Source organism: Bacillus sp. PK6-16, from assembly GCF_056530295.1.
Genome location: NZ_CP096511.1, coordinates 1,681,466 through 1,706,552, shown reverse-complemented (window position 1 = coordinate 1,706,552; position 25,087 = coordinate 1,681,466). Strand labels below are relative to the sequence as shown.

Annotated in this window: 27 protein-coding genes; 6 read left to right on the top strand and 21 right to left on the bottom strand. The window is 34.1% G+C overall.

Annotated features, from left to right (window positions below; translation table 11 throughout):
* Positions 1-10: 10 nt before the first annotated feature.
* The 6 genes from pfkB to gabP all read right to left on the bottom strand — a co-directional run bounded on the left by pfkB (position 11) and on the right by gabP (position 5,838).
* Positions 11-922, bottom strand: coding sequence for a 1-phosphofructokinase (gene pfkB / locus M1D66_RS08860; protein ID WP_000640859.1), 912 nt, complete (start codon positions 920-922; stop codon positions 11-13).
* Positions 919-1,671: a DeoR/GlpR family DNA-binding transcription regulator gene (locus M1D66_RS08855; protein WP_000957279.1), complete on the bottom strand. Its 753-nt coding sequence runs from the start codon at positions 1,669-1,671 to the stop codon at positions 919-921. Before M1D66_RS08855 ends, pfkB begins: the two co-directional genes overlap by 4 nt.
* 157 nt (positions 1,672-1,828) lie before the next feature.
* Positions 1,829-2,992, bottom strand: coding sequence for an iron-containing alcohol dehydrogenase (locus M1D66_RS08850; protein WP_242555106.1), 1,164 nt, complete (start codon positions 2,990-2,992; stop codon positions 1,829-1,831).
* Between the two features lie 117 nt (positions 2,993-3,109).
* Positions 3,110-3,652: a DUF420 domain-containing protein gene (locus M1D66_RS08845; RefSeq protein ID WP_000228315.1), complete on the bottom strand. Its 543-nt coding sequence runs from the start codon at positions 3,650-3,652 to the stop codon at positions 3,110-3,112.
* A gap of 318 nt (positions 3,653-3,970) precedes the next feature.
* Entirely contained in the window at positions 3,971-4,309 is a 339-nt protein-coding gene (locus M1D66_RS08840) for a hypothetical protein (protein WP_002026213.1), read from the bottom strand.
* A 134-nt stretch (positions 4,310-4,443) separates the two neighbouring features.
* Positions 4,444-5,838, bottom strand: a complete 1,395-nt coding sequence (gene gabP / locus M1D66_RS08835) for a GABA permease (protein WP_086386205.1) — start codon at positions 5,836-5,838, stop codon at positions 4,444-4,446.
* Positions 5,839-6,108: 270 nt separating this feature from the next.
* Here gabP and M1D66_RS08830 point away from each other — a divergent pair, with 270 nt between their 5' ends.
* Positions 6,109-7,191 (top strand): chitinase, encoded by a 1,083-nt coding sequence (locus M1D66_RS08830; protein ID WP_000932441.1) that lies wholly within the window; start codon positions 6,109-6,111, stop codon positions 7,189-7,191.
* Positions 7,192-7,390: 199 nt separating this feature from the next.
* Here the strand turns inward: M1D66_RS08830 and M1D66_RS08825 are convergent, their stop codons facing one another.
* On the bottom strand, positions 7,391-8,284 hold the full coding sequence (locus M1D66_RS08825; protein ID WP_001095342.1) for a metallophosphoesterase: 894 nt from the start codon (positions 8,282-8,284) through the stop codon (positions 7,391-7,393).
* A gap of 193 nt (positions 8,285-8,477) precedes the next feature.
* Here M1D66_RS08825 and M1D66_RS08820 point away from each other — a divergent pair, with 193 nt between their 5' ends.
* Positions 8,478-9,293, top strand: a complete 816-nt coding sequence (locus M1D66_RS08820; protein ID WP_000110542.1) for a formate/nitrite transporter family protein — start codon at positions 8,478-8,480, stop codon at positions 9,291-9,293.
* Positions 9,294-9,433: 140 nt separating this feature from the next.
* Positions 9,434-9,706 (top strand): HU family DNA-binding protein, encoded by a 273-nt coding sequence (locus tag M1D66_RS08815; protein WP_001043904.1) that lies wholly within the window; start codon positions 9,434-9,436, stop codon positions 9,704-9,706.
* A gap of 19 nt (positions 9,707-9,725) precedes the next feature.
* On the opposite strand, the gene M1D66_RS08810 is transcribed toward M1D66_RS08815, so the two are convergent.
* The 11 genes from M1D66_RS08810 to M1D66_RS08760 all read right to left on the bottom strand — a co-directional run bounded on the left by M1D66_RS08810 (position 9,726) and on the right by M1D66_RS08760 (position 20,141).
* On the bottom strand, positions 9,726-10,205 hold the full coding sequence (locus M1D66_RS08810) for a GNAT family N-acetyltransferase (RefSeq protein WP_000910163.1): 480 nt from the start codon (positions 10,203-10,205) through the stop codon (positions 9,726-9,728).
* A gap of 156 nt (positions 10,206-10,361) precedes the next feature.
* Positions 10,362-12,782, bottom strand: a complete 2,421-nt coding sequence (locus M1D66_RS08805) for a heavy metal translocating P-type ATPase (RefSeq protein ID WP_242555105.1) — start codon at positions 12,780-12,782, stop codon at positions 10,362-10,364.
* A 95-nt stretch (positions 12,783-12,877) separates the two neighbouring features.
* Positions 12,878-13,084 (bottom strand): copper chaperone CopZ, encoded by a 207-nt coding sequence (gene copZ, locus M1D66_RS08800; protein ID WP_000436973.1) that lies wholly within the window; start codon positions 13,082-13,084, stop codon positions 12,878-12,880.
* A 204-nt stretch (positions 13,085-13,288) separates the two neighbouring features.
* Positions 13,289-13,591 carry a metal-sensing transcriptional repressor gene (locus M1D66_RS08795; protein WP_000349636.1) on the bottom strand — a complete coding sequence of 101 codons (303 nt, stop codon included), beginning with the start codon at positions 13,589-13,591 and terminating at the stop codon, positions 13,289-13,291.
* 327 nt (positions 13,592-13,918) lie between these two features.
* Positions 13,919-14,146 carry a hypothetical protein gene (locus M1D66_RS08790; protein WP_000849104.1) on the bottom strand — a complete coding sequence of 76 codons (228 nt, stop codon included), beginning with the start codon at positions 14,144-14,146 and terminating at the stop codon, positions 13,919-13,921.
* Positions 14,147-14,394: 248 nt separating this feature from the next.
* Positions 14,395-15,213: an alpha/beta hydrolase gene (locus tag M1D66_RS08785; RefSeq protein ID WP_001098702.1), complete on the bottom strand. Its 819-nt coding sequence runs from the start codon at positions 15,211-15,213 to the stop codon at positions 14,395-14,397.
* 17 nt (positions 15,214-15,230) lie between these two features.
* The gene (locus M1D66_RS08780) at positions 15,231-16,052 is read right to left on the bottom strand and encodes an ABC transporter ATP-binding protein (protein ID WP_000025763.1); all 822 of its coding nucleotides are present in this window, start codon (positions 16,050-16,052) and stop codon (positions 15,231-15,233) included.
* A gap of 14 nt (positions 16,053-16,066) precedes the next feature.
* A complete protein-coding gene (locus M1D66_RS08775; RefSeq protein WP_000920450.1) occupies positions 16,067-17,089 on the bottom strand; it encodes a FecCD family ABC transporter permease in 1,023 nt (340 codons plus the stop codon).
* Positions 17,082-18,089 carry a FecCD family ABC transporter permease gene (locus M1D66_RS08770; RefSeq protein WP_001173059.1) on the bottom strand — a complete coding sequence of 336 codons (1,008 nt, stop codon included), beginning with the start codon at positions 18,087-18,089 and terminating at the stop codon, positions 17,082-17,084. The genes M1D66_RS08775 and M1D66_RS08770 overlap by 8 nt, the downstream gene beginning before the upstream one ends.
* A 27-nt stretch (positions 18,090-18,116) precedes the next feature.
* Positions 18,117-19,082, bottom strand: a complete 966-nt coding sequence (locus M1D66_RS08765) for an iron-hydroxamate ABC transporter substrate-binding protein (protein ID WP_001035510.1) — start codon at positions 19,080-19,082, stop codon at positions 18,117-18,119.
* A 300-nt stretch (positions 19,083-19,382) separates the two neighbouring features.
* Positions 19,383-20,141: an exodeoxyribonuclease III gene (locus M1D66_RS08760; RefSeq protein ID WP_000767598.1), complete on the bottom strand. Its 759-nt coding sequence runs from the start codon at positions 20,139-20,141 to the stop codon at positions 19,383-19,385.
* Positions 20,142-20,295: 154 nt separating this feature from the next.
* On the opposite strand from M1D66_RS08760, the gene M1D66_RS08755 reads away from it, so the two are divergent.
* Genes M1D66_RS08755 through M1D66_RS08745 form a run of 3 tightly spaced genes read left to right on the top strand, consistent with a single transcriptional unit; the run spans position 20,296 to position 22,311 of the window.
* Entirely contained in the window at positions 20,296-20,892 is a 597-nt protein-coding gene (locus M1D66_RS08755) for a bifunctional transcriptional activator/DNA repair enzyme AdaA (protein ID WP_000551324.1), read from the top strand.
* Positions 20,873-21,403, top strand: a complete 531-nt coding sequence (locus M1D66_RS08750; protein ID WP_001089836.1) for a methylated-DNA--[protein]-cysteine S-methyltransferase — start codon at positions 20,873-20,875, stop codon at positions 21,401-21,403. The genes M1D66_RS08755 and M1D66_RS08750 overlap by 20 nt, the downstream gene beginning before the upstream one ends.
* Entirely contained in the window at positions 21,400-22,311 is a 912-nt protein-coding gene (locus M1D66_RS08745; RefSeq protein WP_242555104.1) for a DNA-3-methyladenine glycosylase 2, read from the top strand. Before M1D66_RS08750 ends, M1D66_RS08745 begins: the two co-directional genes overlap by 4 nt.
* 38 nt (positions 22,312-22,349) lie before the next feature.
* Here the strand turns inward: M1D66_RS08745 and pepT are convergent, their stop codons facing one another.
* From pepT to M1D66_RS08730, 3 genes are all read right to left on the bottom strand, one after another.
* Positions 22,350-23,582 (bottom strand): peptidase T, encoded by a 1,233-nt coding sequence (pepT, locus tag M1D66_RS08740; protein ID WP_000807014.1) that lies wholly within the window; start codon positions 23,580-23,582, stop codon positions 22,350-22,352.
* A gap of 236 nt (positions 23,583-23,818) precedes the next feature.
* Positions 23,819-24,136, bottom strand: a complete 318-nt coding sequence (locus M1D66_RS08735) for a hypothetical protein (RefSeq protein WP_000809496.1) — start codon at positions 24,134-24,136, stop codon at positions 23,819-23,821.
* 321 nt (positions 24,137-24,457) lie between these two features.
* On the bottom strand, positions 24,458-25,033 hold the full coding sequence (locus M1D66_RS08730; protein WP_000109181.1) for a histidine phosphatase family protein: 576 nt from the start codon (positions 25,031-25,033) through the stop codon (positions 24,458-24,460).
* Positions 25,034-25,087 lie beyond the last annotated feature (54 nt).

Here is a 25,087-nt window from a genome sequence, read left to right as displayed (position 1 = left end):
TTGCTTCCCCCTATCGCTTAGCTACAATTACTTGCGACAATAATTCTTCTACTTTTTCCTTCTTACATAAATCAGCTGAAAATGCTGTTGCACTCCCTGTTGCAACGCCGTATTGAAATGCCTTTTCAATATCTTTTGTCTGTTCATATTTGCCTACAAACCCTGCAACAAGAGAATCCCCGGCCCCAACTGAATTAATTACAACACCTTTTGGAACAGTCGCTTCATATATACCTTCTGCCGTAAATAATAAAGCTCCCTCTCCAGCCATCGATACGATAACGTGTTTTACACCTTGTTCAATTAATTTTCTTCCATAAGGTAAAACGTCCTCTACTGTTGAAAGCTCCACTCCAAACAACTCACCAAGTTCATGGTGGTTTGGCTTAATTAAAAATGGCTTATTTTTAATTACATGTTGCAGTGCACTTCCACTTGCATCTACTACTACACGAATACCTTTTTCAGCTCCAAACGCAGCAATTGATTCGTAAAAGGTACTTGGAATAGAAACTGGTACACTCCCAGCAAGTACAACACAATCTCCAGGTTGCATACTCTCAATTTTTTTCATTAACTGTTCGAACTGCTCTTTTGTTACAATAGGACCTTGGCCATTTAATTCTGTTTCTTCTTCCCCTTTTATTTTCACATTAATGCGAGTATCTTCATCTACTTGGACGAAGTTTGTTGTTACACCTTCCGTCTGTAATACCTCTTTAATAAATTGACCAGTAAATCCACCAGTAAATCCAAGTGCTATATTTTTAACACCTAAACGCTGAAGAACACGAGAAACATTAATTCCTTTTCCTCCAGGAAACTTCATATCTTTTTCCGCTCGATTTATTGTTCCTAAATCAAAAGAAGAAACTTGCACTACATAATCAATAGATGGGTTTAAAGTAACTGTATAGATCATTGTTTATCAGCCTCAATTACATTGGTTTGTTGTTTATATTTTTCTAAATCAATTTCTAAATGGTTTGTAATAATATTTGCATCTTCAACATTTGCAATTTTCGCAAATGCAACTTCTGAAAACTTACTTTCATCAATTAAGAAATATCCTTCGTTTGCTAATGTTAATGCCATTTGTTTTAAGAGCGCTTCTTCTGGATCTGGCGTTGTAAAGCCAAGCTGTTCATGTACACCATTTGCACCTAAAAAACATTTATCAAAACGATACTTCTGCATACTTTCCTGTGCCATAGCACCGATTAAAGCTTTCGTCCTACTCTTCATCATTCCGCCTAGTAAATACGCACGAATATTATTTTCAACTAAAGCTTCAATATGCATAAGTCCATTCGTAACGACAGTAACATCTTTATTTATTAAAAATGGAATCATTTCAAATGTTGTACTTCCTGCATCTAAATAAATACAATCACCTTGTTCAATAACGCTAGCCGCATACTTAGCAATTTGTTGTTTTATTTGAATGTTTTTGGATGATTTTTCAACCATCGTTGGTTCTTGCCCTTTTCCTGTTAAAACAGCGGCACCACCATGAACTCTTTTTAATAACCTTTGCTTTTCCAATTGCGCTAAATCACGGCGAATTGTCGATTCAGAGCTTTCTGTTCTTTCAACTAATTGCTGTAATTTTACAACTTTCTGTTCTTTTACAAGTTGCAATATCATTTGATGACGTTCAGGAGTTAACATTTTATTCACCTCTTCTTTGATTACAGTATAATGAAAACGGTCACAAAAATCAACCGTAAACAATCAAAAATAATCAAAAACATCCAAAAACGTTTATAAACAGCAAAAAGAAACCTATTCGATCAAACAATCAAATAGGTTTCTTTTCTAAATTCACTTATAAAGAAGCTTTATATATACTTAAAACATCATCTTTATTTAATTTTTTAAAGTTACCAAATTCACCATACGCCATCGCTTTATCCGCCATTAAATCAATTTCATTTTCTCCAATAGCGTAATCAGATAATGTTACTGGCGCCTCAATTGAAGTCCAAAATTGACGTAACGCCTGAATTCCTTCTAACGCAATTTCTCGATCAGTCTTTCCATCTGTTTCTACATTGAATACTCGAATAGCAAACTGTTTAAAACGACTTACATTTCCCTCTACAACATGCTTCATCCAGTTCGGGAATAAAATCGCAAGGCCACCCCCGTGTGGTATATCATGAACAGCAGAAACTGCATGCTCAATATTATGAGTCGCCCAATCTCCTTTTACTCCCATTGCTAAAATGCCGTTTAACGCCATAGTACCACAATATAAAATAGTTTCTCTATGCTCATAATTTTCTAAATCACTTAAAAGCTTAGGAGCTGTCTCAATTACTGTTTTTAAAACAGCTTCACAATAACGATCTTGTAGTTCTGTATTCGTTCCATGATGGAAATATTGTTCTAATACGTGCGACATAATATCTACCATACCGTAAATTGTTTGATCTTTCGGTACAGAAGTAGTATGAACTGGATCTAAAATCGAAAACTGCGGGAAAGTAACCGGGCTACCCCATCCATACTTTTCATTCGTTTCCCAGTTTGTAATTACCGAGCCTGCATTCATTTCAGATCCTGTTGCTGCAAGAGTAAGTACAGTACCAAATGGTAATGCCTCATTAGCAAATGTTTTTTTCGTTACAATATCCCATACATCTCCATCGTACTTACTACCAGCTGCAATTGCCTTCGTACAGTCGATTACACTTCCTCCACCAACTGCTAAAATAAATTCAACACCATTCTCTTTACAAATTTGAATCCCTTTCTTTACAGTTGATACACGTGGATTCGGTTCAACACCTGTTAATTCAAATACTTCTACATTAATATCCTTTAAAATAGAAATTATATTATCATAAATACCGTTTCTTTTAATGCTGCCTCCCCCGTATACGAGAAGAACTTTTTTACCGAACTGTGGAATTTCAGTTTTTAACTGTTCTAATTGACCTTTACCGAAAATAAGTTTCGTTGGATTACGAAATACAAAATTTTGCATATTTCTTTACCATCCCTTCTATATGAAAAGCAACTATACTTTTGTATACCATATTTTTTTCATTTCACAAAAATATTTGCTTAATAAAAAAATCCCAGCCTACAGGCTGAGATTTTTTTATTGGTAATAAGGTGAGATCATTAAGTAAACAATAACACCAGATAAACTTACATATAACCAAATCGGCATCGTCCAACGTACAATTTTACGGTGACGTGTTAATTGATTTGTAAAACCAAATACAAGCGCAAACAATGCAAGTGGTACGATAATTGCTGCTAGGATAATATGTGTAATTAAAATGATGAAATACACATATTTAATGAATCCTTCTCCGCCAAAATGTGTTGCCGGCGCTAAGTAATGATACGATAAATACGACACACAAAATAGTAAAGTTGTCGTAAATGCTGCAAGGATAAAACCACGATGCATTTTCACATTCTTTTTAATAATAGAGAATAACGCTGCTAATAAAAATACGAACGTAAAGCTATTAAAAATCGCGTTTAACATTGGTAAAATCGTTACATCAAAATGTACTTCTCCTTCATAGCCAACAGGTCCAAAGAACAAAAATAAAATAATCGCATTTACAATTACAGAAAGCGTTATCACAATAGGAGCATAGCTTTTCTGATTTGTTGATTGATCCACCAAAATGGTCACTCCCTCTTCCTTCAAGTATGTATACATAACCTCACTATTTTAACATATTATTCACAGTGTAAATGTGACAATAGTTTGACACAGCAAGACCAGACAAAGAAAAAAATCCTTCTTAATAAAACTTCTTAAGAAGGATTTTATCGCTTTATTATTCAAATAGCAATGCGATTAGTTTTTGTTAAAAAATGTATCGCTATATGCTTGAAAAATTTCAGACACTTGATATCCCATTAATGAAATTGCTGTTAATGAAAAGAAACCAATCATAAGAAATCGAAACCACATATAAATCTCCTCCTTGTATTTAGCTTAAAAAACATTCGCTATATTACAAGTTGAGTGGCACTCTTCATCGTCACTTTCCTTTTTCCTTACAATTGCTGTAATAAATCGAATCATAAAGAAAACTACAAAAGGAAATTGTTCGTAATTCACATTGGCATAGTTTAGCAACGGCTCGCGCTGCACATCGAACGGAGATGAGAAGGAATAGAACATACCTTGCTCTTCCATATATACAATTACAATTTTCATGCAAAATACGATTCCTAGAAACGAAACAATATCTTGCCATTCTGTCGTATATAACAGGTTATACAGCTCTAATACATACTCTTCCATCATCATCCCCCCTTCCTTTTTTACCATTTTGCTCGCCTTCGTATAAAAAGTCAAGAAAAAAGTTTATATTCACTATGACAATAGTAATTACTTGTTTCTATGATTATATATGATTCTTTTATAGCAATGATTGGGTGTAACTCTCTTCGAAAATAAGAAAATTAGAATCGAACAGATTCCTCATTCTTACTTTTAGGATGCAAAACTGTGATATTTTTATTTCTATTAAAAATAAAATAAGAAAGTATTATAAGAACAGTAACAAACATTGTTAAAAATGCTTGTGAACGTAAAGTATCAATTGCGAACATCGCAACTAAAACTGCTATAATAGCAGCAATTGTAACATACGTTACATACGGAAAAAGCCACATTTTCACTTTCAAATTTTGTTGTTCTACTTTCCCCATTTTTTTACGCATCTTTAAATGCGAAACTGCAATAACGAGATAAACTAGTAACGCAATCCCGCCAGATGCATTCACTAAAAACAAAAAGACTTTATCTGGAGAAATGTAACTAAACACAACTCCAATATAAGCGAAGAAAGTTCCAAATAAAACCGCTCGAACGGGAACACCACTACTGTTCAATTTTAAAAATGAATTTGGAGCATCTCCTCTTTCTGCCATTGAAAAAAGCATTCTTGAATTTGTATATAAGCCTGAATTTAAGCAAGAAAGTACAGCTGTTAAAACGATAAAATTCATAATTTGTGCTGCCGCTGGTATTCCTATATGTTCAAGTACAGCTACAAATGGACTTTTTAATATGTTTGCTGAATTCCATGGCAGTAGCGTAACAACTACCGCTATAGACCCAATAAAAAATACAAGAATACGCCAAATCACACTGTTTGTTGCTGTTTTTACTGCTTTTACAGGTTCTGCAGATTCACCTGCGGCTACTGCTACAATCTCTGATCCCATAAATGAAAATATAACAACAGTAATTCCAAGCAGGACCGAACTTATACCGTTTGGCATAAATCCACCTTGTCCAATTAAATTCGAAGTGCCGGGTGCTTCTGTTCCTGGAACAAATCCTAAAATAACAGCAAGACCTAGACAAAGGAACAAAACAATACTTATTACTTTAATAAAAGAAAACCAATATTCAAACTCTCCAAATGATTTCACCGAAAAAACGTTCGTCAGCGTTAATAAAATTGTTAATATTAAACTTAATAACCAAAGCGGTATTTGTGGAATCCAATATTGGATAATACCAGCACCTGCTGTGGCTTCTATTGCAATAACAATTACCCAAAAAAACCAGTATAACCAGCCTATTGTATAACCCGCCCAAGGACCAATCGCTTCTCTTGCATACGTTGCAAATGAACCACTTGTCGGATTAACAGCTGCCATTTCTCCTAGCATTCTCATGACGAAAATGACTAGAAGTCCTGCTAATGCATATGAAACGATAGAACCTGGTCCTGCCGAATGTACAACTGCACCACTTCCAACAAACAAACCAGCCCCTATTACGCCGCCAATTGAAATCATTGTAATGTGGCGTATTTTGAGGTCTTTCTTTAGATTTTTATCCAAATCTTGTACATCCCCTTCCAAACTAAATTTTGAAACTTATGTAAGAGTACTGTGCGAAAGATTTTGTCCTATACTTTAAAATGTATCAAAATATTCTGAATTTAAAAATTGCAATTCAACCTTCTTCAAAAATTATTACATTAGGTTTAATACTTTCCCATACACAATTGTTGAGAAAATTATAGTCCCCTTACAAAAGAAAGAATTTTCAGATATTATTAAATAAACAAGATTATACATCTAGACAACTTTTTGTATAGGAGTGTTGATATGTTAAACAAGTTCAAATTTTTTTGTTGTATTTTAGTAATGTTCTTACTTCTACCGCTATCCCCTTTCCAAGCACAAGCAGCAAACAATTTAGGTTCAAAATTACTCGTTGGATATTGGCATAACTTTGATAACGGTACTGGCATTATTAAATTAAAAGACGTTTCATCAAAATGGGATGTAATCAATGTATCTTTTGGTGAAACTGGTGGTGATCGTTCCACTGTTGAATTTTCTCCTGTGTATGGTACAGATGCAGACTTCAAATCAGATATTTCTTATTTAAAAAGTAAAGGAAAGAAAGTAGTTCTTTCAATAGGTGGACAAAATGGAGTTGTTTTACTTCCTGACAATGCCGCTAAGGATCGTTTTATTAATTCCATACAGTCTCTAATCGATAAATACGGTTTTGATGGGATAGATATTGACCTTGAATCAGGTATTTACTTAAACGGAAATGACACTAATTTCAAAAATCCAACTACTCCCCAAATCGTAAATCTTATATCAGCTATTCGAACAATCTCAGATCATTATGGTCCAGATTTTCTATTAAGCATGGCTCCTGAAACAGCTTATGTTCAAGGCGGTTATAGCGCATATGGAAGCATATGGGGTGCATATTTACCAATTATTTACGGAGTGAAAGATAAACTAACATACATTCATGTTCAACACTACAACGCTGGTAGCGGGATTGGAATGGACGGTAATAACTACAATCAAGGTACTGCAGACTACGAGGTCGCTATGGCAGATATGCTCTTACATGGTTTTCCTGTAGGTGGTAATGCAAATAACATTTTCCCAGCTCTTCGTTCAGATCAAGTCATGATTGGGCTTCCAGCAGCACCAGCGGCAGCTCCAAGTGGTGGATACATTTCGCCAACTGAAATGAAAAAAGCTTTAAATTATATCATTAAAGGAGTTCCGTTCGGAGGAAAGTATAAACTTTCTAACCAGAGTGGCTATCCTGCATTCCGCGGCCTAATGTCTTGGTCTATTAATTGGGATGCAAAAAACAACTTCGAATTCTCAAATAACTATAGAACATATTTTGATGGTCTTTCCTTGCAAAAATAACAAAGTAAAACTATAATTAGCCCCCATCAATCGGACATTTATGGGCAATCAATGCAGGATAAAAACAGCAATAGGACCCTTTATAGGTCCTATTGTTGTTTTTTATTTATGAAAATTACTTTGTCACATCTAAAGTTTTAAGAAACTGTTTTCCATCGCCCAACATCGCACGTTCCTCCGAATCATATTGTTAAATATTCTAGTCACTCTTTTGCTTCAACACAAAAACTGAAAGTTCAGGTACACTACAAAATCTAACAGGCATCCTAGTAGTCCCAATACCACGATTTACATATAAATATAACTGCTTACTCTTCCCCTCCACTTCATACATACCTTCAACATAGCTCTCAGCTAGTTTGGTAGTAATTAACGGACCTACAAAAGGGATTTGGACTTGTCCTCCGTGACTATGTCCTGACAGTTGAAGATCAACTGGGTAACGATTTATTTTGGTTACAACATCCGGCTCATGTACTAATAACATGTTGAAATCATTTTGTTTCAAGTTTTTTAAAGTTGAATCTATTTTCGGCTTCCCTAATAGAAAATCATCCAAACCTGATATTGTAATATATTTGCCGTTTTCCACTTTAATTTTCTGCACTTCATTTACTAATACAGAAAAACCAGCTTCCTCCATATATTTTTTGTAAAATAAACTACCGCCCCCGCCCCTATCATGATTCCCAAACACAGCATATTTCCCTAAGGGAGCGTAAATTTTCTGCAAAATAGCCTTCGCTGCTTCTCTTTCCGCACTATAAGACCCAAATTTATCTATTAAATCTCCGGTAAAAACTACTATATCTGGATGTAATTCATTCATCTTCTCCACTAAATGTTCAAGTTGTTTCAGTGTAAACTCTGGTCCTAAATGTACATCTGAAAACTGCAATATTTTTTTATTATTAAACTCTTTAGGAATTGTAGAAGCTTCTATTTCATTCCATGTAACGGTTACTAGTTTTCGTTCTATTTCTGTCGCATAATAATACAAACTTACTGGTATCATTAATATACTTATAAAACTAATAATAAATATCTTTACGATTGATTTTTTTCGTTCTTTTTTTACATGATTCGTATTCATGTTTTCACCTCTAGAAACACTTTAAATCCTTATTGTTACATTCATGTGACAATATGAACAATGTTATCAATATGTAATTTCCTCTCTATTCACTTTGACAATTTTATACAGAAGTCATAACATATTTTTATAATACATAGATTTTTGAATTTTTTTCTATTCATTCCATCATTTTATTACGGAGGGATTATTCATGTCTGTATTTACACCAGAAGAAATTACGGAACTTGCTGCGAATTCAGGAAGAAAAAAAGCTCATTTATCATTGCTCCCTATGCTAATTCTTGGTTTTTTTGGTGGCGCTTTTATCGCATTAGGGTATTTACTCGATATTCATGTTATTGGGACAATGCCAAAATATTGGGGATCATTTTCTAGTTTTCTAGGCGCTGCTGTATTCCCTGTTGGTCTCATTCTCGTTATTCTTGCAGGCGGTGAACTAGTAACTGGTAACATGATGACAGTTTCTATGGCTTGGCTTCAAAAGAAAATTACTTTATTTTATTTCATACGAAATTTAGTTATTGTTACATTTAGCAATTTCATAGGAGCTGTATTCGTAGCCTATTTTTTCGGTCATATCGTCGGCTTAACTGAAGGAGCTTTTTTAGCGAAAACTATTTCTATCGCTCAAGCGAAACTACAAGATACACCATTGCAAGCATTTATTTCTGCAATCGGATGTAATTGGCTCGTTTGTTTAGCTGTTTGGCTCAGTATGGGAAGTAAAGAATTTATCGGAAAGATTATCGGTATTTGGTTCCCAGTTATGACTTTTGTTGCGATTGGATTTCAACACGTTGTAGCAAATATGTTTGTCATCCCAGCCGCAATTTTTGCCGGTCATTTCACTTGGGCTGAATATTTTCCAAACTTTATTTTTGTTTTCTTTGGAAATTTAGTAGGAGGTATGTTATTTGTAGCACTACCTTACTTCATATCTTATAATAAGAAACTACCTTCTCATCAAGAGAAGACTGAAATGAAGAACAAATCTCTGTCCGCTTAAATGGAATGTCTATAAAATGTCCTAAAAAATATTACAAATTTCATTTTTTTTGCGAATATATGTACGTACACTTGTTCTCGAATGTTTTATACGTTATAATAACAACTTAAATAGCATTATTTACATATGAGGTGAAAAACATGAACAAAACAGAATTAATTAAAAACGTAGCACAAAATGCTGAGATTTCTCAAAAAGAAGCTACTGTAGTTGTACAAACTGTAGTAGAATCAATCACTAACACTTTAGCTGCTGGTGAAAAAGTACAACTTATCGGATTCGGTACATTCGAAGTTCGTGAAAGAGCTGCTCGTACAGGCCGTAACCCACAAACTGGTGAAGAAATGCAAATCGCAGCTTCTAAAGTACCTGCTTTCAAAGCTGGTAAAGAACTAAAAGAAGCTGTAAAATAATGAAAAATATCCTTCTCATTTATGAGAAGGATATTTTTTTCATAACATAATTAATAAAAATCTGACCATTATGCTGTTTCTTTTGTTCCTTTATGCAAATAAAACCTTTACTTTCAAAGAAAGGTTTTGCTGTAATACTCGCTTCTGTATAGATTTCCCCATGCCCTAGGTTCACTGCTTCTTTTTCTAACTTCTGTAATATGGATGAGGCTATCCTTTTCCCCTGATAATATTTATGTGTAAATAAACGATCTACGTAATGATCCTCATTATAATCTCCAAATCCGACTATCACACCGTTATGATCCGCTACATAACTAATATTCTTTTCTAAAGACTTTAACCAGCTTTCTCTATCTAGTCGATCTGGTGCCCATGCTTGTAGCTGTAACTCATTATAATCTTTTGCATTAACCGTATGAACTGTTTCATAGAACAATTGTAATACTTGATTTAAATCTTCTTTCTGAAATGTTCTAATTATAATATCTTTTAACATATATAAGTCTCCTTACCAAACTACCTCTTAACTTTTCTACTATATACGATTCTATATTTCTGCTTTATTATATCGTTTTAATTTCTACACGAACAAAAAAACAATACTTATTCAAGTATTGTTTTTTAATTCTATTCAATTACTTAATGTAGCTTTTTAAGGTTTTAATTTAACTCTTTGTAATCGTAATGCATTTAATACAACGGATACAGAACTAAATGCCATCGCTGCTCCAGCAACCCAAGGGGCTAAGAAACCTAATGCCGCAATTGGAATTCCTAACGCGTTATAAGCTAATGCCCAGAATAAATTTTGTTTAATATTTCTTATCGTCATTTTACTCATAAATATCGCATCAGCAATACTATTTAAGTCACCGCGGATTAACGTTATATCCGCTGCTTCCATCGCTACATCCGTTCCCGTTCCAATTGCCATACCAATGTTCGCTGTAGCAAGAGCAGGAGCATCATTTATCCCGTCTCCAACCATCGCTACTTTTTTACCATTTGCTTGCAGTTTTTTCACTTCTTCTGCTTTTCCTTCTGGCAATACTTCTGCAATTACGTGATCAATACCAACTTGCTTTGCAATTGCCTGAGCAGTTTGTGTATTATCTCCTGTAATCATCACAACGTCTAGACCCATTTTTTTCAGTCTTGCGATAGCTGCTTTTGAAGTATCTTTCACAGTATCTGCAACGGCAACTATACCAGCATATTCTTTATCGATTGCAATAAGCATTGCTGTTTTTCCTTCTCGTTCTAGCGCTTCCATTGATTTAGAAACTTCTTCAATATCAATATTGAATTTCTTCATTAATCGACGTGTACCAATTAATAAGTGTTTTCCTTCTACAACTGATTCGATACCAAATCCCGGAATCGCTTCAAACGTTTCTGAACTTGGAATATCAATTTTCTTTTCTCTAATTCCTTCCACAATCGCTTCTGCAAGTGGGTGTTCAGAATTTTTTTCTGCCGCACCTACTAAACGTAGTATTTCTTCTTCATGGAATCCATCTGCTACAATTATATCTGTTAACACAGGCTTTCCGTTTGTCACAGTACCTGTTTTATCTAGAATAACTGTATCTAATCGGTGCGTTGCTTCTAAATGCTCTCCACCTTTAAATAAAATACCATACTCAGCCGATCTTCCTGATCCTGCCATAATAGATGTAGGCGTTGCAAGACCTAATGCACATGGACAAGCAATAACAAGTACTGCTATCATTTTCTCAAGTGCTCCGCCAAAATCACCAGGTGTAACAAATATCATCCATACTGCAAATGTGATAATCGCAATCACAACTACAACCGGTACGAAAATACCTGAAATTTGATCTGCTACCCTTTGAATAGGAGCTTTTGAACCTTGTGCCTCTTCTACTACTTTAATAATTTGAGCTAATGCAGTATCTCTTCCTACCTTAGTTGCTTTCACTTTTAAAAATCCATTTTTATTTATTGTCGAACCTATTACTACATCCCCAATTGACTTATCAACAGGAATACTTTCACCCGTTAACATCGATTCATCAATTGCTGACTTTCCTTCTACAATCTCACCATCTACTGGTATTTTTTCACCAGGCTTTACATAGACGATATCACCGGCTACTACTTCTTCAATCAAAATTTTTATTTCTGTTCCATCTCGCACAACTGTAGCTGTCTTCGCTTGTAAACCCATCAATTTTTTAATTGCTTCTGATGAGCGCCCTTTTGCTTTCGCTTCAAATAATTTACCTAAAATAATTAATGTAATAAGTACCGCACTCGTTTCAAAATATAAATCTGTCATATGTTTCGAAGAACCAATAGATTGAATACTTAAATATACACTATAGAAATACGCGGCCGACGTTCCAAGCGCCACGAGAACATCCATATTCGCACTTTTATTACGTAACGCTTTATAAGCTCCAACATAAAACTGTCCACCAATGATAAATTGAACAGGAGTTGCAAGTGCTAGTTGCACCCAAGGGTTCATTAACATATCTGGTAAATAAATAAACGACGTAAATGAGAAATGACTAACCATTGCCCACAATAATGGGAAAGATAAAATAAACGAAATAATAAACTTCTTCTTTTGTCTTTCAATTTCTTGTAATCGATGATCAGTTGATGCATCTTGATCATCTGGTTTGACTTCTAATTTATATCCTAGCTTCGTAATCGCACTCTTCATTTCATTTACATTAACTTCATCAGGATTAAAGTCTACTGTAGCTGATTCTAAAGCAAAATTTACTGTCGCTTTGTTCACACCATCTAACTTATTTAAACGCTTTTCAACTCTATTTGCACATGCTGCACATGTCATTCCTGAAACAGTAAATTCAGCTTTTTCACTTACAATTCCATATCCTAACGATTCAACTTTTTCTTTAAACTGTTGCGGATTTGTTTTAGTTGGATCGTACATTATTTTTGTTTTTTCAAGTGCAAAATTTACATTTGCCTCATGAACACCTTCTACTTTTTTTAGACCTTTTTCAATTCTATTTGCACATGCCGCACATGTCATTCCCGATATTTGAAGATTGGCCTCTTTTTTTTCATTCATGTCTCTCACCTCTATATACCCTTATGAGGTATAATGATTAGCAAAATAAATCGTACTTCATTTAAAGTACGATTTATTTCCATATCTAAAAATAATTATTGAACATCGTATCCTTGGTCTTCGATTACAGCAACGATATCTTTTAATGTTACGGCAGACGAGTCGATAGTAACTTCAACAGTTCCTTCTGCTAATTGAACCTTCACTTGTTCAACACCGTTTAGCTCTTTCACACTGCTTTCGATAGCATTTACACAATGTCCACAAGACATACCTTCAACCTGTAATGTTAACTGTTCCATTTAAAATCCTCCTCTTGTTTATTCATTGTTTGTTAATCACAATTACATCTTACCATACCCCCCTAAGGTAATCAATGGTTTTATATCATGATTTTTCAATTATTTTCTAAAAGTTTATTTTACACACACTTTTTCACATCAATACGCCGAGATCTTATTATGAAGGTAAACAAAAAAACAAGCCAGTGACATACTAGCTTGTTTTTACGCTTTTGAAAAACGTTCAAATACAGTCATTAATTCTTCAATTGCTTCGTCACCATTGCCATCTTTAATAGCACCTGAAACACAATGACTTGTATGGTTTTTTAATACACCCATTCCTACTTTTTTCATCGCTGCATTAATCGCTGAAATTTGCACTAAAATATCCACGCAATAACGATCATTTTCAATCATATTTTGAATACCGCGGACCTGTCCTTCAATTCTCTTTAATCTATTTATAATCTGTTCTTTTTCTTTTTCTGATCTATGTGTTACTGCTTCATGCTCTTTATGATCCATATTATCACCTTCTTAAAGTTTCTCTTCATCCAATAAAACAATTGTTTTTTATGAGTATACCAATTATAGCATTAAATATCTACGCATGATACCCCATAAGAGTATATTTACACTTTATGATTATTCTTAACAACTCATTAGCTTCTTAATCTCAATTTTCAGTATACCCTTTCCTTTTTGTCACAAAATCATTATATCTCTCATCAAAATTCAATAAAGTGAAACAAGAATAAGCGGGGATTAACCGCCCCCGCTTATTCTTCGTCTATAATTTTTCAATTTTAATTTTCAGATATTTAACCCTAGAATTTTTCTTTCCATATATAATTATTGCTGATCACATACTTTTGTATCATTCACTACTGAAGTTCCTTCAACGGTTACCGTATGAAAACAATCATTCACTCGAACTGTCACAACATTATCTTGCCGATTAATGATATGATATTCATTAAAATTTTTATTCAGAGCACTGCGAATTTGTTCTCCTTCATAAATTGGGATGCCATGCGATAAAACCCAAATAAGTCCAGCGATAGCAAGAATTGTTTTCATACGATCTACCTCCTTGGGAATATAGTGAACTTTTAATCCATGCTTTTTCAACTCTACGAATCATGATTGAAATAAACCAAGCCTTTTTGGAAATAAGTTCATTTCGTCTATTTTATGTTTATGCTAATTGTGACCGATTTGTGACAATTTTTTGTCTCTTTAGACGAAAAGTTGAAACAAAACTTTCGAAAAGGACAATTCTACATATTAAAAAAGGTTATGGAATGTTTTATCCATAACCTTTTTTCCTATACGTAACTAATAAACCTCAATCCTTTACTTAAAGACGTCGGCACAACAGATGCATGATTCTCCCCTTCAGCTTCATAAAACTTAAATTTAAGTTTATCGTGGTTTACTTGGAGAAGGCGCTCTGATAATTCATTTGCACCTACAACCATATGCTCTCGTTCTAGTGACCCAACTGTAAGGAACACTCCTGTTTCAAACTTAGCATTGTTTAATTCATGTATAAGGTTCTCTTCTTTTTCAAGTACGGATTTATTATTCCACCATATAGATGGACTACTAATAAAATAATTTTGAAAAGCATTTAAGTTTGTAAATAGTATATAAAGAGCAAATAGTCCACCTAGAGAATGTCCAAATAACGTTTGCTTACTTTTATCAATCTCAAAATTCTTTTCAATTTGTGGTTTCAGTTCTTCTTCAATAAAAGTATAGAAATTATGTGCTCCTCCTGTTTTAGGCCACGGTTTACCGTCTGGTTTTAAAGGGGCATCTTTTGAAATTACGCTAGGCGTAAAATCATAGCACCTTTCTTCCCCTGAAAATGCGCCTTCAATTGGATAACCCACTCCTACTATAATAGCTGGTGAAACACCGGTTTTTTCCGCTCTTACTGATTGTATTTTAACTGCTTCATGAAATGTTTGAAAAAAGGCATTGCCATCTAATACGTAAATGACAGGATATCCTGAATCCGGTGCTGGTTGCCTCGGCTTTGAAATATGAATTTGATATTCCTTACCTTCTAATTTTGAATACATTTTCCACTGCTCTGTATTAGATGTTATAATCTGCTGTTTTTCAACTGTAGTATTCACCCTATTCCCCCTCTTTTTTAACTTGTTACATATATTTCGATTTTTTCTTCTTCAGATACAAGGCTATCATATCCGAAACAAACAGGAGCCCCGTTATACGGATCAATCATGACACGTGCATCAATATGAAATACTTCTTTTAACACTTCATTTGTAATGATTTCTTCCGGGCTACCAGTTGTAACAATTTCTCCTTCCTTCATTGCAATAATTTCATCTGAAAATCTTGCTGCATGGTTAATATCATGTAATACCATAACAACCGTACAATTATGTTCTTTATTTAACTTCTCCACAATTTGTAATACATCTAATTGATGAGACATATCAAGGTATGTAGTTGGCTCATCTAATAGCAACACTTCTGTCTCTTGTGCTAATGCCATCGCTAGCCATACCTTTTGTCTTTGACCACCTGATAAATTTGCAATTTGTCTCGTTCGAAATTCAGAAGTTTTCGTTATATCTAATGCCCAATCAATCATTTCTTTATCTTTTGTCGTTAACTTATTTACGTTATTTCGATGTGGATAGCGTCCATAAGAAATTAATTCTTCCACTTTAAGTTCACCTGGTGCAATTGGAGTTTGCGGGAGTAAAGCTAACTGCTTCGCAATTTCTTTCGTTGGAATTGTATGTAAATCCTGTCCTTGCAAATATACTTTACCGCTTTTTTGTTTTAAAATTCTTCCCATTGTTTTTAACAATGTCGATTTACCGCAACCGTTTGGACCTATAATTGTCGTTACTTTTCCTTCTTGTATTTCCACATTTAAATCGCGAAACACTGTAAGCTTTTCATAACTTGTTTCTAAATTTTTTGCACTTAAAATACTCACTTTTATTCCTCCTCTTACGCTTTCGCCTTATAAAGTAAATATAAGAAATACGGTACACCGACAATAGAAATAACGATTCCAACTGGTAGCTCTACAGGTGTAAAAACTGTTTTCGCAATAAAGTCTGAAGCAATTACAAGAAACATTCCGATTACGCCGCACGTAGGAATTATATACTTATGTTGAATACCGACAAGCCTTTTCGCTATATGCGGTGCCATTAAGCCAATAAAACCGATACTCCCTGAAACAGCAACACATGCGCTCACAAGCCCGATACTACTTAATAGTAAAATCGATTTCTCTCTTTCTACTGAAACACCTAAACTTGTAATACTCGTTTCTTCCAATTGAAATAAATCTAATAAATAAGCTTTCTTTTGTATAAGCGGAATTAAGATAATAAGCCATGGTAACATAGCCACAATATACTTCCAGTTTGCACTATATATGCTTCCAGACACCCACACTGCGGCCATTTCAAAATCAGTTGACTTCATTTTGAGTGATAAGTACATAGAAAAGGCTCCAAATCCTGATCCAATTGCAATCCCTGTTAATAAAAGTCGCTGCGAATCTAATTTCCCGTTTTTCCAAGAAAACAGATAAATGATGATAGCTGCACCTAATCCGCCTACTAAACCAAACATTGGCATCATCATAATAGAAACCCAGTCTGTGCTTTTTAATTGCCCTTGAAAGAAAAACATAAAAATGACAATCGCTGTTCCTGCTCCGGCATTTACGCCTAAAATACCTGGGTCCGCCAACCCATTTCTCGTAATCCCTTGAATAACGGCACCCGCAACACCAAGGCCTAATCCTACTAATCCAGCAATTACGATGCGCGGAAGGCGAAACTCAAAAATAACTAAATCATGTTCTGGTACTGGATCAATTCTAAACAGTGTTTTAAATACATCTGTAATCGTAATGTCGAACGTACCATTTGTTAAACTAATATAAATAGCACATAGTATTAAAAATATAATAATCCCCATCGTCATTCCGAAACGTTGACTTGAACTTTTAAGCATGTCTCTCTCCTCCTCTAGTACGGATTAAATAAAGGAAGAAAGGAATTCCAATTAAAGAGGTAACGACTCCAATAGGTGTTTCAAATGGATAGTTTACAAATCTACTCAAAACGTCACATAACGCTAAGAAAACGCCACCAATAACACCTGCACATGGCAAAATCCACTTATAATCTACCCCAATTATAAAGCGCGTAATGTGCGGAATAATTAAACCTACAAAACCAACTTTCCCCACTAAAGTAACTGCTGTTCCTGTTAAGAAAATTACCGATAAAATTGCCATCGCTTTAACTAGTTTTGTACGTTGCCCTAAATTAATAGAAACCTCTTCGCCTAATGAAAGAATGGTAATAGATTTTGATATTAACAATGCTAAAATTATTCCAATTATCCCAAACGGTATCGTGATTTTAATGATATTAGGATCTACTTGATCTAACTTTGCATTAAACCAAAAACTAACATTTTGAGAAATTTGGAAATACGAAGCCATTGCAGCCGATACACTACTTAAAAATGTTCCAATAACTGTTCCTATAATCGCTAACCTAACTGGTGATAAGCCATTTTGAAGGAGCGAACCAAAACCAAACACGATACCGGCTCCTAGTGCAGAACCAATCATTGAACATACAACCATACCAATTGATGACATTCCCGGAAGAAAAATCATACAAAGTGTAATAACAAAGGCAGCACCATCCGTCACACCCATAATAGAAGGGGATGCAAGATAGTTTCTTGTCATCCCCTGCATAAGCGCTCCTGATATGGCTAGAAATGCTCCGACTAAAAGAGCTGCAACTACCCTTGGTAAACGTGAAGTAATAATAATATTATGATTTACATCGCTTGAATCAAAATGAAATAATGCGTTCCACACTGTTTCAGCGTCAATACTTTTTGCCCCATACAAAATCGAAAGTATAACTGTAAATAAGATGAGTATGGGTGCTATACATAATATAGTTACTGGTACTGCATTTGTTTTCTGCATATCATTCAACGCACCTTACTTATTGTATTATTTAGATAAATTTTTCACTGCTTCTTTTAAGAATGCTGTTTTACTCCAAGCTGTACCACCTTGTGCCATTGGATCTACAACATTTACAAATACTTTCTTTTCCTTCGCAGCATTCATACTTTGCCAAATTGGATTACTTTCAATTTCTTCTAACACTTTCGGGTTTTTATTTTCACTTGCCTCATATTGTAAGAAAATATAATCTGGGTTAAGTTCAGCAAGTTTTTCAAATGAAATTTTCTCTTGTGCTTTTACAGTTTTCAATTGTTCTGGAGCAGTTAGTCCAAGATCTTTATAAATTACAGGATTGAAGTATACTCCTTCTGGATATAGGAATAATTCGTTTGCTCTTAGTCTTATGACAAGTACTTTTTTATCTTTTAACTTACCTCCTAGTTTTGCTTTTGCTTTTTCAGCGTCCGAATTGTAATCCTTAATAATTTTTTCGGCTTTATCTTTTTTACCAGTTAATTCTCCCATTAACTTTAAGTTATCTTCCCAATTTGTTGAAACGTGTGATACCGGGAATGTAGGAGCTACTTTCGTAAACTTTTCAGCTGTTTCTGCTGGGAATTTCGTACTCGATGTAATAACATCTGGTTTTAATTGTAGTAATGTTTCGAAATTGGGTTGCATTTTCTCACCAACAGATTTAGCACCTTCTAACTCTTTTTCAAGATATTTTGGTAATTTACCACCTACAGTAATGGCACCAACTGGTTTAATTCCAAGTACTGCCGCATCTTCCATTGACTCTAAACTAGCTGTCGCAATTTTATCTACTTTTGCTGGCACTGTATACTCTTTACCTAAATATGTGATTTTTCGTTTTTCATCTTTTTTCGTTTCCGTAGCTTTTGTCTGTTGTTTTTGCTCGCCTGAAGTTTTATCCGCACTATTACATGCTGCTAAACCTACACTTAAAACTGTAACCATCCCTAAAGTAAATAATTTCTTGTTCATCTTTATATGTCTCCTCTCAAATTTTCAAACTATATTCTCAATAAATTTTAACTATATGAACCTTGTCCCATATATATATTTCATTAGATTAATAATTTTATCCAGAACTCATTCCCGTTCACTTCCCCTAGACTATAATTCTTTTACGCCTCCATCACTTGATAATCATTTTCAATGATAATGATTATCGTTACTAAGTATATATTTAATATGAAATTATTTCAAGAATGATTTGAAAAATTTTAACAAATTGAATTAAAAAAGAAGTATCTCCCTGATATTAGGGAGATACTTCTTTTTTTAGAAATTTATATGCAATTCAACTGGACAATGGTCTGATCCCATCACTTCACTATTAATTTTCGCTTCTGTTATTTGGTCTTTCATTCGTTCCGAAACAACAAAATAATCTAAACGCCATCCGATATTTTTCGCTCTCGCGCCCATACGATACGACCACCACGAGTATGCACCTTCTTGATCAGGATAAAGGTAACGATATGTATCAATAAATCCTTCTTCTAAAATACTTGAAAATTTCTCTCGCTCCTCATCAGAGAATCCAGGATTTTTACGATTACTTTTTGGATTTTTCAAATCGATTTCTTTATGAGCAACATTTAAGTCTCCACAAAAAATAACTGGTTTTTTCTCATCTAATCGTTTGATATAGGACCTGAAATCATCTTCCCATTTCATTCTGTAATCTAATCGTTCTAATCCACGTTTTGAATTTGGTGTATATAACGTTATCATATAAAAATCTTCGAATTCTAAAGTAATAAGTCGCCCTTCTTGATCATGCTCTTCAATGTCTAAACCATATGTAACTGAAAGCGGTTCTTTTTTCGAAAAAATAGCAGTTCCTGAATATCCTTTTTTCACAGCATAATTCCAGTATGTATAATATCCCTCTAGATTTAAATCAATTTGCCCTTCTTGTAATTTAATCTCTTGTAGACAAAATATATCAGCACTTGATTCCTCGAGATATTCCAAGAATTCACCTTTTGCGATAACTGCTCGCAAACCATTTACATTCCATGAAATTAACTTCACTTTTAGCCCTCCTCTTGATGTTTATTTCCAAATTTCATGCTATCACAAAATAGAAAAACAATCATATTTTCACCTTTGTAATCTTGCTCTTACATTTATGAATACATACATACGCACTTTATTCAGGTTATACTAATTCCAGAGGTGATGTTCTATGCACAATGAAGGAGTTACATTAACAAATGAGTATTGGCAAGCAATTATTCATAATGATTCTTCCTATGATAGCAAATTCTTTTATGCTGTGAAATCAACTGGAATCTTTTGCAGGCCATCATGCAAATCAAGAATACCGAATAGAAACAATGTACGAATTTTTCATCATGCAGAGCAAGCATTAAGTGAGAACTTTCGCCCGTGCAAACGTTGTAAGCCAAATGGAATCACTTTACCTAATGAAGAGTGGGTAGAACAAATTAAAGACTATATCGAAAAGCATTATGACGAATCCTTAACTCTCGACATGCTTGCGGAAATGTGTCACGGTAGCCCTTTTCATTTACAACGTACTTTCAAAAGCATAATAGGGTTAACTCCTATAGAATATATACAACAATTCAGGGTTCTTAAAGCAACCAAATACCTTTTACACACAAATCAATCTATTAAAGAAATTAGTACTGCTGTCGGGATAGAAAACCCAGAGTATTTCGCAACTTTATTTAAAAAGAAAACCGGATTTACTCCTACTGAATATCGAAAAAAGAACGAAATGAAAGAGGGATACGATAATGAATTCCTACAAAAATAATTATATATATTGGACGCTACTTACACATAAAAATTGGCGATTTCATATTGCTGCAACTGAAAATGGACTATGTTTCATTGGATCACAAGACGAAAACTTTGAAGAATTAAATATATGGGCTAGAAAAAAACTGCCCCAACATATATTGATCCATAGTCCAGATTACTTGCAAATATATACGAAAGAAGTTATCGAGTATTTAGAAAACAAGCGAGAAACTTTTACATTCCCTATCGATGCTTATGGAACTAATTTTCAATTATCTGTTTGGAATACGGTACGTGAAATTCCTTATGGAAAGACATATTCTTATACAGAAATTGCTGAAAGAATTCAAAAACCTAAAGCTGTGCGCGCCGTTGCTTCTGCTATTGCTGCTAATCCTCTTCTTATCACCATTCCTTGTCACCGCGTTATTGGGAAGAATGGGAAACTAACCGGATTTAGGGGTGGATTAGAAATGAAGAAAAAATTGCTTACATTAGAAAAGTTGCAGGTGGAATTCATATGACAGCAGAATATAATAGCGTATTATCTATAGCAGTTCCAAAAGAATTTTGTTTCCAAGAAAATTTACGTTATCTATCACGTTCTAACAATGAATGTATGTTCCATATTGAAGATAACAAAATTTATAAAGTTATCCCTGTTCAAGATGTAAATCCTTTAGTTGAAATTAGTGTGAATACAGATGGCAATATTCAAATACACTGTTTAGAAGAATCATATACATCTGAAAAATCGATACGTGAAGCTGTAGCTAACTATGTAAAAGAATGGTTTGATTTAACTACTGATTTAGCTCCCTTTTATACATTAGCTAAACATGATTTACTCCTTCAAGGACCAATTGAACAATATTACGGCCTTCGTACTTTAGGTATTCCAGACTTATTTGAGGCACTTTCCTGGGGAATTATCGGTCAACAAATTAACTTAACATATGCTTATACGCTAAAAAGAAGATTAGTTGAGCAATTTGGAAGTTATGTAGAATGGGACGGTAGAAAGCATTGGATATTCCCATCACCTGAAACAATTGCAAATCTACATGTAGAAGATCTCCAACAATTAAAAATGACGACTAGAAAATGTGAATATTTAATCGGTATTGCGAAGCTTATTACAGAGAGAAAACTATTAAAAGAGGATTTACTGCAAACACAAGATGTAAAGGTTGCTGAGAAACAATTAACCGCTATCCATGGTATAGGACCATGGACTTCCAACTATGTTTTAATGCGTTGTTTAAGATTTCCTTCAGCTTTTCCAATTGATGATGTTGGTCTGCATAATGCAATTAAATTTATAACAGGTTCCGAAAATAAACCGACTAAAAATGAAATAAAAGATTTCGCGGCAAACTGGGCTAATTGGGAGTCTTATGCGACTTTTTATTTGTGGCGAGTACTATATTAAAAGAACCAAGTAGCACATTCGTACTACTTGGTTCTTTTTTAAGCTTGCTCCTCAAAACGTCTTGCAATTTCCACAATAACTTGAACAGCTTTTTCCATAGTATCTACCGAAACATACTCAAATTTACCGTGATAGTTTTCACCACCAGTGAAAATATTCGGCGTCGGTAATCCCATATATGATAATTGTGATCCATCTGTGCCTCCGCGAATCGGATGAATATTTGGTTCAATGTCTAAACTTTTCATTGCTTCATATGCAATATCAACAATTTCTCTTACCGGTTCAATTTTTTCAAGCATGTTATAGTATTGATCATTCATTTCTAAAACGACTGCATCTTCGCCATATTTTTCTTGCATAGTCTTCACAATATTTTTAACGTTATTTTTACGTGCCTCAAAATTTTCACGATCAAAGTCTCGAATAATATAATACGCTTTACTTTGCTCAACATCACCATTTAAAGAAAGTAAATGATAGAATCCCTCATAGCCTTCTGTATATTCTGGCGCCTCTTCTACTGGTAAATACCCGTTAAACTCCATAGCCAGTTTAGTAGCATTGCGCATTTTATTTTTCGCTGTTCCAGGATGTGTATTCGTTCCGTTAAACGTTAACTTAGCACCTGCAGCATTAAAACTTTCATACTCTAAACCACCTAATGGACCTCCATCCATCGTATAAGCGAATGATGCACCAAACGCTTCTACATCAAAATGCGCTGGCCCACGACCAATTTCTTCATCCGGTGTAAATGCTACTCTTATTTTCCCGTGCTTAATTTGCGGATTATGTATTAAATGGTTCATTGCAACCATAATTTCTGTAAGACCAGCTTTATCATCTGCTCCTAGAAGTGTTGTACCATCAGTTGTAATAATGGTATGTCCTTTATATGATGGTAATTCCGGGAACTGCTCTGGTGTTAACACAACATTTAGCTCTTCATTTAACGTAATTGCATTACCATCAAAATTTTCATGAATTTGTGGTTTGACGTTTTTCCCTGTAAAGTCTGTTGCCGTATCTAAATGGGCTAAAAATCCGATTACAGGAACATCCTTGTCCGTATTAGCTGGAAGTGTTGCCATTACATAGCCATTATCATCCATCGTTACTTCTGTTAAACCAATTTCTTTTAGCTCTTCCACTAATAACTTACCAAACTCAATTTGTCCTGGTGTTGTTGGTACTGTATGACTTTCTTCATTTGATTGCGTATCAATTTTTACATATCTCGTAAATCTTTCAATAAGTTCTTGTTTCAAGTTCATTCACTCCCTTTTATGTTCCTCCCTCCATTATAATCCTTAAAACGAAATATTTTAACTTTTTTGACTGTGAAGATGTATATTTCATTTACATTGTTAACACTTTTACATAACAAAAAGAAAATTAGTGAACATATTTAAAGTACAGCTTAATACAAATAAATTCACCCTATTTACGACTCTCATCGCAAATAGGGTGTTTCTGTTTTTATCTCGCAATTTAAGAATATATACTACTCATTTACAATAAAAGTATATACATCATCATAAATACAGCCATTTACTTTAATCACATACTTCCCAGGTTTATTAAAACTAATTGTGTATTTATTTAACTGAATTGCTTCTTTATCTCCAGAAAGAATATCAATGCTTCTGCCACTTAATACATACAATTCATTTAGATTCATCGTTACATCAATTGTATTGAAATTTTTTACTTTCACTTGCTGTGCTTCCGCAACGCTTACACTTGGTTCTAAAAACAGTAATCCACTTAATCCAATCGTCCCCGCTAAAGCAACTCCCGCAAACTTTTTAATCTGTTTCATTACAATGACCTCCTTATAGATTTTACGTAAAGGCAATGTCCTCCCTTACACCACAAAGCCTATATGTAATGAAATGAAAAGTAAACGGGGACTGTAAGACAAAATTCTACATCTTTTTCTCCTATTGAATATAAATCCAACGTTTGGAATTTTGACACATTTAAAATTGTTTCCCTAAACCAATTTCTCCATAATTTATTCAAAGACTGAATAATTACTTATTTATTTAACATTCTAACAATAGTTGATAAAGATGCTTTCTATTCAAAAAAAGACTTTGTTATAAAAGTAACTTTTACAACAAAATCCATGCAACTAATTTTATTCAGCTTTCCATAATCTCTCTACATTCATTAATTGTTCTTCTTTAAATTCCATCTTATATATATCCGGTTTTGACGTATTCATTAAAAATTCAAAACCATATTGTTTATCAAAATAGTTCATCATTAATGTCATGACAAGCCCATGTGTACCAATTACAATTTTGCGTCCTTGAAAATCCAATAAGATTTCTTTTAATACTTTCACTACTCTTCTCTGGCAATCTGCATATGACTCTCCTTTCGTTCGTGCAAAGTCTGGATTAGAGAACATCTTCTGTACAAGTGGATACACCTCTTTGTCTGATATAACCTGATCCTCACTTGAAAACATACACTCTTTAAGATTTTCATATACTACTATTTCTTTTTCATGGAAATTAGCTGACTCCTCTATCGTTAACATAGCCCGATTATAAGGACTGGAAATAAAAGTATCAATCCTCTCCGCTTTTAATATGTCAGTTACTCTACGGGCATCCATATGTCCCCTCTCAGTTAACCCGCGCATTCTTTCATTTCCTTCTAGTTTTGGTGATTCACCATGTCTAACCATATAAATATATGTGCTCATAATTTCTCCTTAAAATTTTTTATCAAGTGAAACTTTAATCAGCCCTCACTAATC

Excerpts from the sequence above, each read along its gene's own strand:
- M1D66_RS08840 (WP_002026213.1), bottom strand. The coding sequence starts at position 4,309 with ATGGTAAAAAAGGAAGGGGGGATGATGATGGAAGAGTATGTATTAGAG.
- M1D66_RS08815 (WP_001043904.1), top strand. The coding sequence starts at position 9,434 with ATGAACAAAACAGAATTAATTAAAAACGTAGCACAAAATGCTGAGATT.
- copZ (WP_000436973.1), bottom strand. The coding sequence starts at position 13,084 with ATGGAACAGTTAACATTACAGGTTGAAGGTATGTCTTGTGGACATTGT.
- M1D66_RS08755 (WP_000551324.1), top strand. The coding sequence starts at position 20,296 with ATGCACAATGAAGGAGTTACATTAACAAATGAGTATTGGCAAGCAATT.
- pfkB (WP_000640859.1), bottom strand. The coding sequence starts at position 922 with ATGATCTATACAGTTACTTTAAACCCATCTATTGATTATGTAGTGCAA.
- M1D66_RS08795 (WP_000349636.1), bottom strand. The coding sequence starts at position 13,591 with ATGGATCATAAAGAGCATGAAGCAGTAACACATAGATCAGAAAAAGAA.
- M1D66_RS08750 (WP_001089836.1), top strand. The coding sequence starts at position 20,873 with ATGAATTCCTACAAAAATAATTATATATATTGGACGCTACTTACACAT.
- M1D66_RS08730 (WP_000109181.1), bottom strand. The coding sequence starts at position 25,033 with ATGAGCACATATATTTATATGGTTAGACATGGTGAATCACCAAAACTA.
- M1D66_RS08770 (WP_001173059.1), bottom strand. The coding sequence starts at position 18,089 with ATGCAGAAAACAAATGCAGTACCAGTAACTATATTATGTATAGCACCC.
- M1D66_RS08825 (WP_001095342.1), bottom strand. The coding sequence starts at position 8,284 with ATGAATACGAATCATGTAAAAAAAGAACGAAAAAAATCAATCGTAAAG.
- M1D66_RS08790 (WP_000849104.1), bottom strand. The coding sequence starts at position 14,146 with ATGAAAACAATTCTTGCTATCGCTGGACTTATTTGGGTTTTATCGCAT.
- M1D66_RS08850 (WP_242555106.1), bottom strand. The coding sequence starts at position 2,992 with ATGCAAAATTTTGTATTTCGTAATCCAACGAAACTTATTTTCGGTAAA.
- M1D66_RS08765 (WP_001035510.1), bottom strand. The coding sequence starts at position 19,082 with ATGAACAAGAAATTATTTACTTTAGGGATGGTTACAGTTTTAAGTGTA.
- M1D66_RS08855 (WP_000957279.1), bottom strand. The coding sequence starts at position 1,671 with ATGTTAACTCCTGAACGTCATCAAATGATATTGCAACTTGTAAAAGAA.
- M1D66_RS08830 (WP_000932441.1), top strand. The coding sequence starts at position 6,109 with ATGTTAAACAAGTTCAAATTTTTTTGTTGTATTTTAGTAATGTTCTTA.
- M1D66_RS08820 (WP_000110542.1), top strand. The coding sequence starts at position 8,478 with ATGTCTGTATTTACACCAGAAGAAATTACGGAACTTGCTGCGAATTCA.
- M1D66_RS08735 (WP_000809496.1), bottom strand. The coding sequence starts at position 24,136 with ATGAAACAGATTAAAAAGTTTGCGGGAGTTGCTTTAGCGGGGACGATT.
- M1D66_RS08810 (WP_000910163.1), bottom strand. The coding sequence starts at position 10,205 with ATGTTAAAAGATATTATAATTAGAACATTTCAGAAAGAAGATTTAAAT.
- M1D66_RS08805 (WP_242555105.1), bottom strand. The coding sequence starts at position 12,782 with ATGAATGAAAAAAAAGAGGCCAATCTTCAAATATCGGGAATGACATGT.
- M1D66_RS08775 (WP_000920450.1), bottom strand. The coding sequence starts at position 17,089 with ATGCTTAAAAGTTCAAGTCAACGTTTCGGAATGACGATGGGGATTATT.
- M1D66_RS08745 (WP_242555104.1), top strand. The coding sequence starts at position 21,400 with ATGACAGCAGAATATAATAGCGTATTATCTATAGCAGTTCCAAAAGAA.